This window comes from Paenibacillus elgii NBRC 100335, from assembly GCF_004000865.1.
Taxonomy (GTDB): domain Bacteria; phylum Bacillota; class Bacilli; order Paenibacillales; family NBRC-103111; genus Paenibacillus_G; species Paenibacillus_G elgii.
Map to the genome: position 1 here is coordinate 137477 of NZ_BIMB01000010.1, position 12827 is coordinate 150303.

The 12827-nt window shown below is 54.8% G+C and carries 12 protein-coding genes; 10 read left to right on the plus strand and 2 right to left on the minus strand.

What is annotated here, in order from left to right; genetic code table 11:
- The first annotated feature begins 118 nt into the window (after positions 1-118).
- The 4 genes from PEL01S_RS10430 (at position 119) to holA (ending at position 4906) form a co-directional block, all read left to right on the plus strand.
- Positions 119-1336 carry a YbfB/YjiJ family MFS transporter gene (locus PEL01S_RS10430; RefSeq protein WP_127460246.1) on the plus strand — a complete coding sequence of 406 codons (1218 nt, stop codon included), beginning with the start codon at positions 119-121 and terminating at the stop codon, positions 1334-1336.
- Positions 1337-1635: 299 nt separating this feature from the next.
- A complete protein-coding gene (locus PEL01S_RS10435; RefSeq protein WP_010495597.1) occupies positions 1636-2193 on the plus strand; it encodes an RNA polymerase sigma factor in 558 nt (185 codons plus the stop codon).
- A gap of 54 nt (positions 2194-2247) precedes the next feature.
- A complete protein-coding gene (locus tag PEL01S_RS10440) occupies positions 2248-3600 on the plus strand; it encodes a zf-HC2 domain-containing protein (protein ID WP_127460247.1) in 1353 nt (450 codons plus the stop codon).
- Between the two features lie 286 nt (positions 3601-3886).
- Positions 3887-4906 carry a DNA polymerase III subunit delta gene (holA, locus tag PEL01S_RS10445; RefSeq protein ID WP_127460248.1) on the plus strand — a complete coding sequence of 340 codons (1020 nt, stop codon included), beginning with the start codon at positions 3887-3889 and terminating at the stop codon, positions 4904-4906.
- Between the two features lie 57 nt (positions 4907-4963).
- Here the strand turns inward: holA and PEL01S_RS10450 are convergent, their stop codons facing one another.
- Both PEL01S_RS10450 and rpsT read right to left on the minus strand, forming a co-directional pair.
- Positions 4964-5551 carry a P-loop NTPase family protein gene (locus PEL01S_RS10450; protein WP_255320095.1) on the minus strand — a complete coding sequence of 196 codons (588 nt, stop codon included), beginning with the start codon at positions 5549-5551 and terminating at the stop codon, positions 4964-4966.
- 34 nt (positions 5552-5585) lie between these two features.
- Positions 5586-5858, minus strand: a complete 273-nt coding sequence (rpsT, locus tag PEL01S_RS10455; protein WP_010495603.1) for a 30S ribosomal protein S20 — start codon at positions 5856-5858, stop codon at positions 5586-5588.
- Positions 5859-6046: 188 nt separating this feature from the next.
- Between rpsT and gpr the strand changes: the two genes are divergently transcribed.
- The 6 genes from gpr (at position 6047) to PEL01S_RS10485 (ending at position 12686) form a co-directional block, all read left to right on the plus strand.
- The gene (gene gpr, locus PEL01S_RS10460) at positions 6047-7045 is read left to right on the plus strand and encodes a GPR endopeptidase (RefSeq protein WP_127460250.1); all 999 of its coding nucleotides are present in this window, start codon (positions 6047-6049) and stop codon (positions 7043-7045) included.
- 223 nt (positions 7046-7268) lie between these two features.
- Entirely contained in the window at positions 7269-8519 is a 1251-nt protein-coding gene (gene spoIIP / locus PEL01S_RS10465; protein ID WP_164824267.1) for a stage II sporulation protein P, read from the plus strand.
- Positions 8520-8561: 42 nt separating this feature from the next.
- Positions 8562-8963, plus strand: coding sequence for a hypothetical protein (locus PEL01S_RS10470; RefSeq protein ID WP_127460251.1), 402 nt, complete (start codon positions 8562-8564; stop codon positions 8961-8963).
- Positions 8964-9083: 120 nt separating this feature from the next.
- Positions 9084-10898, plus strand: coding sequence for a translation elongation factor 4 (gene lepA, locus PEL01S_RS10475; protein ID WP_127460252.1), 1815 nt, complete (start codon positions 9084-9086; stop codon positions 10896-10898).
- Positions 10899-10961: 63 nt separating this feature from the next.
- On the plus strand, positions 10962-12140 hold the full coding sequence (hemW, locus tag PEL01S_RS10480) for a radical SAM family heme chaperone HemW (protein ID WP_127460253.1): 1179 nt from the start codon (positions 10962-10964) through the stop codon (positions 12138-12140).
- A gap of 78 nt (positions 12141-12218) precedes the next feature.
- The gene (locus PEL01S_RS10485) at positions 12219-12686 is read left to right on the plus strand and encodes an N-acetyltransferase (RefSeq protein ID WP_127460254.1); all 468 of its coding nucleotides are present in this window, start codon (positions 12219-12221) and stop codon (positions 12684-12686) included.
- Positions 12687-12827: the final 141 nt, after the last annotated feature.

A 12827-nucleotide genomic window follows, 5' to 3' on the forward strand; every position in this document is an offset into this window, starting at 1 on the left:
TTGGTATATGAAAAAGCGATACATATTATCTAAATTATTTAATTTACATGATATCAAATTGCGTCTACGATAAACAAGTCAATAACGTTTTGTTGAACGAGACAGCGGGGGGATCGGGATGAACGAGCAAAAAAAGCGTTCGCTAGTATTGGTCGGCGGGGGAATCGCTTCTCTTTTTATCGCAATGGGAGTCGGGCGGTTCGCTTATACGCCGATTCTTCCATTTATGCTGAAGCAGCAGCTATTCTCCGAGGCGGGCGCAGGCGTGCTGGCGTCGTCGAATTATGCGGGTTATTTGGCCGGAGCGATTATGACTGCTTTGAAGGCTCGAAAGGAGAGCAGATTGAGCCGGTTGAAGCTGGCGCTTGTCGTCAGCGTGGCAACGACGGCATGGATGGGGATCGCGGACAGCTATGCGCTATGGCTGGCGCTGCGCTTCGTCTCCGGCTTCGCAAGCGCCGTAATCTTCGTCTACGTGTCCGGATTGGTTATGGACGGCTTGGCAGGGCTATCGAAGCCTCATCATGCGGTGGGGCTCTTTTACAGCGGCGTCGGCTTCGGCATAACCGCGACCGGCTTTGCGGTCCCTTGGCTGCATGCGCAGTACGGCTGGCGCGGCACGTGGCTTGGCATGGCGCTGATATGCGCCGTTTTGCTGGCGCTGGCGTGGACAAAGCTTCGGGAACCAGCGGATTCAGTGGCTGCGGGGGCCCGCGCCGTTTCATCCGTTCCCGAGGACCGCAGCTCGCTGACAAGCTTCAAAATACGGCTGTTGATCGTTTACGCACTGGAAGGGCTCGGCTACATCGTGACCGGTACGTTTCTGGTCGCTTACGTGCAGCAGCTTCCGGCAATGCAGTCTTTTTCAGCGTGGAGCTGGATTTTGGCCGGCGCAACGGCCATTCCTTCCTGCTGGCTGTGGTCCCTCCTCGCGGGCCGGATTGGCAGCAGGCCGGCTTTATTTGCGGCCTTGGTACTCCAAGCGGCCGGGATCGCGCTTCCCGTCATTTATCCGGTATGGCCGGGCGTGCTGCTGGGAGCCGTGCTGTTCGGCTTGACGTTCATGGGCATCACGACGCTGACCATTTCGTGGACGCGGCAGCGGATGCCGGCCGATTCCGGAAGATTCGTCGGCGTACTCACCGCCGTTTACGGCACCGGGCAGATGATCGGTCCGATTGCCGCAGGCTGGATGGTGTCGGGCAGCGGGCACTACCAAGGGGCATTAATCGGCGCAGCCTCGATCGTATGCGCCGGGGCGCTCGCTACGATCTTTCCTGCGGGACGAAAGGACGCTTACAGCAAGACGGCCCGAACATCGGCTGCCAAACGGTGACATAGACCGGAAGCAATACGTTTGCTTTATACTTGAACTCATCATCGGATTCCAAGCGAATCTCCAGGACGAGCCTTAACGGGTATCGTCAGCCGGGAGCCGCGGGGAATCCGATCTTTTTTGCTGCGAAACAAAAAAACCTCGTACACGTATAATTGAACGACATGAATCGGCTGTTCAAGCTTGAGAAATTCTATATACCTCGAAGTCAAAATTTGATATGCTGATAGAGTTGTGTTCCGGGTGCAACATTTTGCCCGACGCACTCGTTTATAAGGTTGCAAGAGAGGGGGATCCCAGTGGTAGCGCCTGAAGTTATCAAGGCTGCCCAGTCGGGCGATCGCGACGCTCAAATTACCCTATTGCGCGAAATTGAAAATCACGTCTACCGTACCGCTTATTACATTTTGAACAATGAGCAGGATGCGATGGATGCCGCTCAGGAAGCGTTAATTCGAATCTATACAAAGATTAACTCCTACGAAGAAAAGGCTCAGTTTAAAACGTGGGTGCAGCGCATCGTGACCAACTTGTGCATCGATAAATTCCGCCGGGCCAAGCCTACGGTTTCGATCGAGCAGCACGATTTGAGCTTTACCGACCATAAAACGGTGGAAGACGAAGTGATGTCTACGTATATCGCTCAGGACATCCGAGATGCAATCGACAAGCTCCCCGAGCACCATCGGTCCGTCGTGGTGCTTCGATACTTGCAGGATTTTTCCTACAATGAAATAGCGGAATCGCTCGACTTGCCGATCAACACGGTGAAATCTTATTTGTTCCGGGCAAGACAACAGCTCCAAACCATCCTGAGGGAGTACAAAAAGCCAAGCGGCGACGCGGTTCGAGGGTGAGCGGCGCAGCATGAAGAGGATATACGAATCGTTACGGAAAGGTAGTGTACGGGGATGATGTGTCAAGAGGTGATCGAACTGATGCAGAGATACCTGGACCGGGATCTCGATGAAACGGAGTACGACCGGATGCTTCAGCATATGCAGCAGTGTCCGGAGTGCACGGAATTGTTCGAACGTCTTGTTAATTTATCGAACGAGCTGGAGAGCTTGCCCAAGGTAACGCCGCCATTTAGCTTAGTCGATGCCATATTGCCGAAGCTGGAGCAGCTTGAGGCGGCGGGAGTCTTACCGGATGCCGCTTACGCCGCTTCCGACAAAATAGAGCGCGAGACGGAAGCGCTGCGGGCTAAGGCCGCCGCTCCGGCGGACGAACGACCGACCTGGGGAAGCTGGCGCAAAAATATGCGGGAATGGATTTCTTTCCCCGTGTTCGGCGGCGTCGTAGCGGCCGGGCTCGTCATCGGATTTTTCCTGTTCCAGCACCAGTCCAAACCCGATGGGGATGCGGGAAGATTGCTGCTCTCGATGACGGATAAGAAAGTGGAAAATGCTGCGGCCAGTCAAGCGACCGATGCGGCGAAAAACCAGCCGACGGCGCAGGCGGGGGGCAAGGCGGATAAGTCTCTTCCCGCAGGCGGCTCCGATAACAAAGCGGCGTCCGAGCAGCACAAGCCCCAAACTTCGTCGGCAGGAAGCGGCGACGCCAACAAAGAAGCTGCCGTCCAATCGAAAAGCTCCGATGCAGCGGATGCGGACCGGAACCAGACTGCCGTACCCCGGCAGCAGACGTCTGGAGGCGGGAACAAGACGGCGGAACCGGAACAGCCCGTTCAGGAGAAGCTGCCGAAGGCTCCGGCAGAGAGAACCGATAATGCAGCGGTGCCTTCTCAGCAGCCCGTTTCTCCTCCGGAACAGGAAAAAGGGATTCCGTCCGGGGACCGTGGCGGTCAACAGACGGTAGCGCCGAAGAACGGCACCGGCGAGCAAGCCAAGGGCTTCAACGTCATGGGGCCATCCGACCCTTCGGAAGAAGCGGCCACCTCCGATATGGGCGGTGCCGAAGCGCTGGACAATCAGCCGCCGCTGGAAGGCTCTGCTCAAGGCGGCTCGCATATGGGCATTGCCGCGAAACCAGACTCGAAGCCCGCAGCTCATGAGCTTGCCTCCTCGGACGGGAAGTATAAGGCATCGGTCCGGGAAGATAAAATTGTTATTTTTGATAAAGACGGCAAGGAGCTGTATGCGTCCGGCTACAATTGGAAAGGCGCGGATCGCATCGAGCTTGTGGAATGGTCCGGCGACGGGAAATTGACATACCGGGTCAACATGGCCGAACAGTCCAAGACGTTCGTCATCGATCTCAAAGCCAAGAACGAATCGGAAGTCAAACCGAGCAAGCCGTAACCGAAAGCCGGGTTTCAACAAATTCATCAAAGTTTAACATATTGGTAAAGAGAACTGTTGCACCCCGCGGCGTACATTCACGTATATATACAATAGATTAAGACGGAAGACGATTCACGTCGTATGACCATCTGCGGGCCGGTTTCTAGAGCCTGCCCGGCGGGTGTTTATATAGATGCGTTTCGGGCAAAGGGATTAGGTCGGGCCTTAGGGCTTTGACGTAATCCCTTTGTTGTTGGTATCATGAAGGACGTAAGCAGAGCGGGAAGGAACGGTGGGCGGCACGATGGATTACAAAACGGCGATGAAGCACATCAGCAAGGGGCAGTTTAAGCCCGTATACATAGCCTACGGGGCAGAAAGCTATCTGATTCAGGAGCTGATCGCCCGCTTGACCGACAAGCTGATCGAGCCGGAGCATAAAGCGTTTGCCGTATCGCGGTACGATCTGACGGAAACGCCGGTCGATGTCGTTATCGAGGAGGCCGAGACGCTGCCTTTTATGGTGCCGAGCAAGCTGGTCGTCGCGACGAATGCGCTGTTTCTGACAGGCGCCAAGGAAAGCGGCAAAGTGGAGCATTCGCTCGAACGGCTTGCGGATTATTTGAAGGCCCCGACGGATTTTTCCATCATCGTCTTCACGGTCGAGGCAGACAAGCTGGACGAGCGCAAAAAGATCGTCAAGGCGCTGAAGGAGGCCGATGCGCTTGTCCCATGCGCCATGCTGTCGGCGGACGAACTGACGGGATGGGTTAATCAGGAAGCGGGAAAAGCCGGTTTTTCGTTCGGTCCCGGGGTCGCGGAGCAGTTTATTTTGTACACGGGCACCAGCCTTCAGGCTCTTGTAAAAGAAGTGGAGAAATGCGCCCGTTACGTCGGTCAGGGCGGAACGCTGCAAGCCGAAGATTTGGAGCAGCTTGTCACGAGAAGCATCGAGCAGAACATCTTCCTGCTGATCGAGCATATCGTTCAGGTCAAGCTGGATCAGGCGTTTACGATGCTAGGCGAGCTCATCCGCCGCAAGGAGGAGCCGATCAAAATCGTGATGCTGATCGCCCGGCAGTTCCGCATTATGTTCCAAGTGAAGGATTTGATGCAGCAGGGCTATTCGCAGCAGCAAATCGCCAGCCAACTCGGGCTGCATTCCTATGGCGTGAAGGTGGCGGCCGGTCAGGCGAACAAGTTCGAATTGAAGCAGCTGGCGGACATTTTGCGGCAGCTTGCGGATCTCGATTACCGGATGAAGAGCGGGAAAATCGACAAGGTGCTGGGCTTGGAAATGTTTTTGCTTCGACTGGCGTCCTAAGGATACAAGAAAAGAGCATGATCGTTCCGGGAAGGGGTGGTCATGCTCTTGTTGTGTTTACTTTACAAAGCTCAAGTCCTTATTATCGTGTAATCGAATAACTTTGTGTTGATATGACGGCAGCTTGGATTCGAAGTTTGCTCTGTTGCTTTCAAAATCCCGCGTCCATTTATACATCATCTTTAACATTGCAAGATCCGATTGATAATGGCACTTTTCAATCCCCAGTTGTTGCTTAAGAAACCGGGTAAATATTCGGATTCTGCGTTTCCATAGCGGTGTATCGAGAAAAATAATGGTGTCCGCCATATCAAACAAACATTGATACGATTCCCGGTCCGTTCCTTCGAATATCCAAGCACCGCTTTTATCGATATCCATAATAACCTCGACTTGCTCATCCGCTGTACGTTTATACCGTCCGTCCGGTGTCTGAGGATGAACGATACCATCCAGCTCATACCATGGAATATTCATTTTTTTGGACAACCGCTTGGCCAAAGTTGTCTTTCCGCTGGCTACAATGCCAATGATGAGAACCTTCTTCATACGATCTCCTTCATGTAAATAAAAAAGACCGACAGGACGAATGGCCTGAAGGTCTTTCTTTATCGCATGTATGTTGTTGACAACGGGTAGAGACAAAGCCTCGTACCTGCTGCAACGCCGCTTAAGTACCTTACGATTGAGCGGAAAGAGCATTAAGTCTTTTCGCGAGACGGGACTTTTTGCGGGCAGCGGCATTTTTATGGATTAATCCTTTGGTCACTGCTTTGTCCAACTTTTTGCTGGCAGCGATCAGAGCGGCTTTAGCCGTTTCCACGTTGGTGCCTGCGATTGCAGTTTCAGCTGTTTTTACAGCCGTGCGGAGCGCGGATTTGTGCGAAGCGTTGCGAAGACGGCGCTTCTCGCTTACTTTCACGCGTTTAATCGCGGATTTAATGTTTGGCATGACGTTCACCTCCTACCACAACTTGCAAAAAAACATAGGTCATGTTTTGTTGACAACTCTTAATATTCTAACATGGGCCATATGAAAATGCAATAGAAACGCCGGACTGAACCTGTAAAACTTTTGCATAACGGATTTGGCTTTTTCACACAATAACTTGGCGAGCCAGAATGAAAGGAGACAAGAGCATGGGATTGGATTTGAGCGCTTACTCCGTGCGGACGGATCTGGCCCTTGAGGCGCACGATTTGGCATCGGCCGGCGGAATGACGATACCGGGCATCGAGCGGACACAGTATGAGGAGGAAGGCGTCCGGGTCAGCGTGATCGATATTACTTCCCAGGAGGGCTCCCAGGCGGTGGGGAAGCTTCCGGGGCATTATATAACCTTGGACGTGCCGGCGCTGCGTCAAAAAGACAGCGATCTGCAGGACCGGGTAGCTACGATATTCGCGCAGGAGTTCGAGAAATTTTTGCACAAGCTGAATATCGGGCCGAAGGCGAGTGTGTTGATCATCGGACTCGGCAACTGGAACGTGACGCCCGATGCGCTGGGACCGATGGTCGTGGAAAATGTTATGGTGACCCGCCATTATTTTGAGCTGATGCCGGATCAGGTCAGCCCGGGTTATCGTCCGGTCAGCTCCGTGGCGCCGGGCGTGCTTGGGACGACCGGGATCGAGACGAGCCAGATCGTGCAGGGAATCGTGGAACAGGCGAAGCCCGATCTGGTCATCGCCATCGATGCGCTGGCGTCCCGTTCGCTCGAGCGGGTCAACACGACGATCCAGATCGCGGATACGGGCATTCATCCCGGGTCGGGCATTGGCAACAAGCGCAGAGGCTTGACGCTGGATACGCTTGGGGTGCCTGTCATCGCCATCGGTGTGCCGACCGTCGTTTTTGCGTCGACGATCGTGAATAATGCGTTCGACATGATGCATAACCATTTTCGCAAGCAGACGGCGAATACCGGACATATTCTTGGTCTTCTCGACAATATGCAGGAGCAAGAGCGGCTGCAGCTGGTGAAGGAAGTGCTGAACCCGCTCGGCCACGATCTGCTCGTTACGCCGAAGGAAATCGACCAGTTCATCGAAGATATCGCCAACATTATTGCCAGCGGGCTGAATGCTGCGCTGCATGAGGCAGTCGATACGAGCAACGTGTCTGCGTATACGCATTAAGCCGAACGAACGTCCGGGAACGGCAGGATGATGATCCTCCGACTCGGGCGTTTTTGATACGCCGGTAAATTCACTCTTGATCTATGATTTTCAGGTTCTATCTTCTAGCGCGGCTTCATAGAGTTGGTAGTAGAGAAGCAGACTTACCTCCCGGCGGCAAAAAGTGCCGGGGGTGCCTGCTCAGCCGAAGATGCACCAGAAGCCGAACAAGGAGGAATGGATCATGAAGTGGCCGGCCGTAACCGTCAATTTAAGCAGGTACCGGAAAATGGGACAAGCCATCGGCATGTACTCAAAGACGTTGACCATCCTGATGACAGGATGTCTGTTGTTTTTTATAGCCATCGGATTGCTGGGGTATGTGCATTCGACCGTCTCGAACCCTTCCCCTTCCACGTCGATGAAGGGACTGGCGGCATCCGTATCCAGCCGTTTCTTCATGGATATGATGGGGATGGAGGTGCCGGGCCTGCAGGAGGACCGCAAGTCGTTTACGTTTTCGCAATCGAACGTGTCGGGCTTCCTGTTCTCGCTGTTTACCGATCTGAATCCGAAAGATCCGAAAACACTCATTTCCCGGGAGGTGCCCGGGCTGTCGCAGGAGCGCTCCGTGCTGCTGAGCGGCGCTGACGGCTTCGTTGTCGATTCTCCCGAGGACTACGGCCCCAAGTCGGACGTGTTCCAGCGCGGGGACCTGGGGGAAGCGGGCTCGATCACGGCTAATCCCCGAGCGAGATCGGTCGACGACGGAAAAGTGCAGGGTCCTGCCATCCCGCTGCCTGCGGCCGAAGGACCGAGAATGGCCGGCAGGAACGTCGCTTTCATCTATCAATCGCACAATCAGGAATCGTATTTGCCGGAGCTGCCGGGCGTTAGAGATCCGGACAAGGCGTACGACCCGAAACGGAACGTAACGCTGGTCGGGCTGCGGCTGGCGCAGATGCTGGAGAAAGAAGGCATCGGCGCCGTACATTCCGATAAAAACTATCCGGCTATCGAAAAAAGCTTCAACTATTACTACTCCTACAAATATTCGTTCAAAACGTTGGAAGAGGCCGTATCCGGCCACCCAGACTTGAAATTTTATTTCGACATTCACCGTGACTCGCAGCGCCGTGACAAGACGACGGCGACGATCAACGGAAAAAATTACGCGCAAATCTACTTTATCATCGGCGGCAAAAATCCGAATTGGAAGCAAAACTACCAGTTCGCCGAACAGATCGACCGCGTGCTCGAAGCGAAGTATCCCGGCCTCTCCAAGGGAATTCATGCCAAAAACGGCGAGGGCAACGGCGTCTACAACCAGACCTTCTCCCCGAACAGCGTGCTGATCGAAGTCGGCGGCGTGGACAACAGCCTGGAGGAATGCTACCGTACCGTGGATGCGCTGGCCAAAGCGGTTTCCGAAGTAATCTTGAATGCGGAGAAGGTCGATGCGCCGGTTACGGACGGAAAAGACGGGAAAAAGTAACGGCCGGTATCGGACCTCCGGCGAGAAAGAGAGGAAAGCGCGATGAGAGGAAATGCGTTCGTCAAAGTCGGCGCCGTAGGATTGGCGATGGCCTTCTGCATCTTTTTCGGCGTCGCGCTTGCCACGCAGGGAACCGAGCGGATTCACGGCCCGCTGACCAAGCCGCAGGCCGGGGCTGCGGAGGCGAAGCAGCACGCGTATACCTCCGCACCTGCAGGGAAGCCGGGCGCCGCGTCTCCGGCCGGAGCGAGCGGAGCGGGGCCGGTGCCCAAGCCGCATGCGCAGCGACCTGCGGAGGCTAAAGCAAAGCCGGCCATGCCGGAGGATCCAGCCGCGAACACGGGCATCAACCGCGTCGGGAACAAAACGGGAGAGCTGCTGCAGATTGCGGCGTATCACGGCATCCGTTTCGTCGTTTCCATATTTGAAGCGATCAGTCCATAAGCTCCGTCTTCGGGAAGGGGACGGAGATGGAAGTTTAGGGGTGTCCATTGCTGCCTGCCGTCACAACTGCTATAATTAGAAGTATTGTAAATTTGCAGGTTAGTGAGGGTAAAGCTGCCGATGGATATCCAAGCCAGACAAAAGAAAATAAGAAATTTTTGTATCATCGCCCATATCGACCACGGGAAATCGACGCTTGCAGACCGCATCCTTGAATATACCGGCGCGCTGACGTCGCGTGAAATGCAGGAGCAGGTGCTTGACCAGATGGATCTGGAGCGCGAGCGGGGCATCACGATTAAGCTGCAGGCGGTTCGCCTTAGCTACCGGGCCGACGACGGTGAAGAATATATATTGAATTTGATCGATACCCCGGGACACGTCGACTTTACGTACGAGGTTTCCCGCAGTCTTGCCGCCTGTGAAGGCGCGCTGCTCGTCGTGGACGCGGCGCAGGGGATTGAAGCGCAGACGCTTGCCAACGTTTACTTGGCGTTGGATAACGATCTGGAAATTTTGCCGGTCATCAACAAAATCGACCTCCCCAGCGCCGAGCCGGAACGGGTGAAGCAGGAAGTCGAGGATGTGATCGGGCTTGACGCCAGCGATGCGGTGCTCGCTTCCGCCAAAGCCGGGATCGGAATCAAAGAAATTCTCGAGCAGGTCGTACAGAAGGTTCCCGCACCGACAGGGAATCCGGACAACCCGCTGAAGGCGCTCATTTTCGACTCGCACTACGATCCGTACAAGGGTGTTATCGTGTATGTCCGTGTTATCGACGGCTCGATCAAAGCGGGCTCGAAAATCAAATTCATGGCGACGGACAAAACGTTCGAGGTCATCGAGGTCGGCGCATTCAAGCCGCGCATGGGCTCGGTTCCTTCGTTGGAGGTCGGCGATGTCGGCTTCATCGTTGCCGGGATCAAGAACGTCGGCGATACCCGAGTCGGGGATACGGTAACGGACGCTAAAAATCCGACGCCTGAGCCGCTGCCGGGTTACCGCAAGATCAACCCGATGGTATTCTGCGGACTGTATCCGATCGAAACGAGCGATTACAACGATCTGCGCGAAGCGCTGGAGAAGCTGCAGCTGAACGACGCATCGCTCAGCTTCGAGCCGGAGACGTCCACGGCGCTTGGCTTCGGCTTCCGCTGCGGATTTTTGGGGCTGCTCCACATGGAGATCATCCAGGAGCGGATCGAGCGCGAGTTCAACATTCCGCTCATTACGACCGCGCCGAGCGTGGTGTTCCGCGTGACGCAGACGAACGGCACCGTGCTGAACATCGAGAACCCGTCGCTGTTCCCGGAGCCGGGCAAAATCGACTTCGTCGAAGAGCCTTACGTCAAGGCGTCCGTCATCGTTCCGAACGATTATGTCGGTGCCATCATGGAGCTGTGCCAAACCAAGCGCGGCGAATATATCAATATGGAATATCTCGACACGACCCGCGTGACACTCACTTACGATATTCCGCTGTCGGAGATCGTTTATGACTTTTTCGACCAATTGAAATCGAGCACCAAAGGCTACGCTTCGTTCGATTATGAATTGTCGGGCTACAAGCGTTCCAATCTGGTGAAAATGGACATTTTGCTGAACGGGGAGCAGGTGGACGCGCTCTCGTTCATCGTACACCGCGACCGGGCGTTCCACCGCGGCCGCATCATTTGCGAGAAGCTGAAGGAGCTCATTCCGCGCCAAATGTTCGAGGTGCCGGTGCAGGCGGCGATCGGCCAGAAGGTCATCGCGCGCGAGACAGTGAAGGCGATGCGCAAGAACGTCCTCGCCAAATGCTACGGCGGCGACATTTCGCGGAAGAGGAAGCTGCTGGAGAAGCAGAAGGAAGGCAAAAAGCGCATGAAGCAGGTCGGCAGCGTAGAAGTGCCGCAGGAAGCGTTTATGGCCGTATTGAAGATCGACGATAACTAAGAAAAAAGCAGGCAGGTGCTTCGGAGTTCCGGACGCCTGCTTTTGCCATTAGGGGGAACCTAAATGCTGCAGCGAACCCAGACACCCAAAGCGGTGTATATTCATATCCCTTTTTGCACGAACAAATGCCACTACTGCGATTTCAATTCCTACGTGCTGAAAGGCCAGCCCGTCATGGATTACTTGGACGCGCTTGAGCGCGAGATGGAACGGATGGTGCAGGCGGTCCCGCCGGGGGAGATCGAGACGATCTTCGTTGGGGGCGGCACACCGACAGTATTGACGCCAGAGCAGATGGAAGTGTTTTTGCGCCGCGTCCGCGCTTATTTCCCGGCCTGGTCGCCACAGTTGGAATTTACGATGGAAGCGAATCCAGGCACAACCGATCTGGAGAAGCTGCAAGCGATGAAAGAAGGAGGCGTCAACCGGATCAGCTTCGGAGTGCAGTCGTTCGACAACGGGCTGCTTGAAGGTATCGGACGCATCCACAATACCGACGACGTGTACCGAAGCTTGGAGAACGCGCGGAAGGCCGGGTTTACGAACTTGTCCATCGACCTGATGTTCGGCCTGCCGAAGCAGACCAAGGCGGTAATGGAAGCGACGCTGAAAGAAGCGCTCGCGCTGGACCTGCCGCATTACTCGATCTACAGCTTAAAAGTGGAAGAGAATACGCTGTTCCACACGCTCTATGAGCGCGGACAGCTGCCGCTGCCCGAAGAGGATGAGGAAATCGGCATGTTTCTGTTGATTATGGAGCGGCTGCGTTCGGCCGGCTACGGCCAGTATGAAATTAGCAACTTCGCCAGACCCGGGTACGAAAGTAGGCATAATGCGATGTACTGGCGCAATCAGAGCTATTACGGCCTTGGCGCCGGTGCTCACGGCTACGTACATGGTCAGCGGCACGTCAATATTAAAGGCGTACAGCCTTATATCGACGCGACGCGCAGCGGGCTGCCGCTGCTGGAGAAGAGCGCGGTGGAAGTTCATGAAGCGATGGAAGATTTCATGATGGTTGGGCTGCGGATGCTCGGCGGTGTGCGCAAGGCGGATTTTAACGAGCAGTTCGGCATGGAGCTGGATGACGTGTTCGGGCATGTGCTCCAGCGGCAGTGCAGCCTCGGACTGCTAGAGGGGAGCGCCGGGGGCTACAAGCTATCGGAGCGGGGCGTGCTGCTCGGAAACGAAGTGTTCGGCGAATTTTTGGGAGCCGTAAAAAATACGTCAAAAATAGGTTGATCCTTTATACGTCTTGTTGTATATTTATTCATATCATTTTCTACATGAGATACTACTAGGCGATGGGTGGGAACCGCTATGACGACGACGTTGACCTGCAGACAAGCGACTGCGCAGGACATTGATACATTATACGACATTATTCAAGGCTATGCTGAAAAAGGAATTATGCTCCCGCGTACCAAGGAGACGCTGTCTGTGCAGCTCGATACGTTCGTCGTAGCGGAGATTGACGGCCAGCTTGTAGGCTGCGGTTCGCTCACAAGGCTCGGGCAGGATCTGGTCGAGATCCGGTCGCTCGGCGTTTCGGACGGATACAAAGGTCAAGGCATCGGCAAGGCGCTCGTCAACTCGCTGATTCACGAAGCGAAGCAGCAGGGCATCCCGAAAGTGATGGCGCTGACCTACGAGGTGGCGTTCTTCGAAAGAAACGGTTTTACCGTTGTCGAGAAGGAGATCTTCCCCGAGAAAGTATGGCGCGACTGCATCCACTGCAAAAAGCAGCATTGCTGCGACGAAATCGCCGTCCTGAAACGGCTCGACTGACTTGACACAGACCCTATGGGTCTGTTATTTTTGTATTAGCTTAGCACTCACTAACGCGGAGTGCTAACGAAAGCGCGGTTTGAATGTTTAGAAACAAGGCGAGCAAGGTATGCCTTGGTTTACTTCTTTTAATATATTTGT

Bases quoted from the DNA above. Each gene is read 5' to 3' on its own strand.
- PEL01S_RS10485 (WP_127460254.1), top strand. From the start codon at position 12,219: ATGACGACGACGTTGACCTGCAGACAAGCGACTGCGCAGGACATTGAT.
- rpsT (WP_010495603.1), bottom strand. From the start codon at position 5,858: ATGCCAAACATTAAATCCGCGATTAAACGCGTGAAAGTAAGCGAGAAG.
- holA (WP_127460248.1), top strand. From the start codon at position 3,887: ATGGATTACAAAACGGCGATGAAGCACATCAGCAAGGGGCAGTTTAAG.
- lepA (WP_127460252.1), top strand. From the start codon at position 9,084: ATGGATATCCAAGCCAGACAAAAGAAAATAAGAAATTTTTGTATCATC.
- PEL01S_RS10440 (WP_127460247.1), top strand. From the start codon at position 2,248: ATGATGTGTCAAGAGGTGATCGAACTGATGCAGAGATACCTGGACCGG.
- spoIIP (WP_164824267.1), top strand. From the start codon at position 7,269: ATGAAGTGGCCGGCCGTAACCGTCAATTTAAGCAGGTACCGGAAAATG.
- PEL01S_RS10430 (WP_127460246.1), top strand. From the start codon at position 119: ATGAACGAGCAAAAAAAGCGTTCGCTAGTATTGGTCGGCGGGGGAATC.
- hemW (WP_127460253.1), top strand. From the start codon at position 10,962: ATGCTGCAGCGAACCCAGACACCCAAAGCGGTGTATATTCATATCCCT.
- PEL01S_RS10470 (WP_127460251.1), top strand. From the start codon at position 8,562: ATGAGAGGAAATGCGTTCGTCAAAGTCGGCGCCGTAGGATTGGCGATG.
- gpr (WP_127460250.1), top strand. From the start codon at position 6,047: ATGGGATTGGATTTGAGCGCTTACTCCGTGCGGACGGATCTGGCCCTT.